1 pseudogene is annotated in these 204 nt (G+C 46.1%); it reads right to left on the minus strand.

Annotation, left to right across the window (positions count from 1 at the left end):
* A pseudogene (locus H5201_RS22940) lies at nucleotides 1-204 on the minus strand (IS630 family transposase); the annotation flags it as partial.

Genomic DNA, 204 nt, shown 5'->3' on the forward strand with positions numbered 1-204 from the left:
GCCTGTTTCAGCCCATAAGCGTGTTGTTTGATTCTGTTGTCCAAACCGTGCTTCATCTTGAAACCAAACATCAATGCGCTCTAAAGGGAGATGTCCTGGGGTGTGAAGGATCGTTTCCACTTGGAACTTTTTTAAAAGCCTCTTGGCTTTCTTTTGACTGCTTTGGGTGCTTAGAACGGCTTGTGATCCAGCTAAACCCACGCT

The sequence above is a fragment of the Pseudoalteromonas sp. SG43-6 genome (assembly GCF_014164365.1).
Lineage (GTDB): Bacteria > Pseudomonadota > Gammaproteobacteria > Enterobacterales > Alteromonadaceae > Pseudoalteromonas > Pseudoalteromonas rhizosphaerae.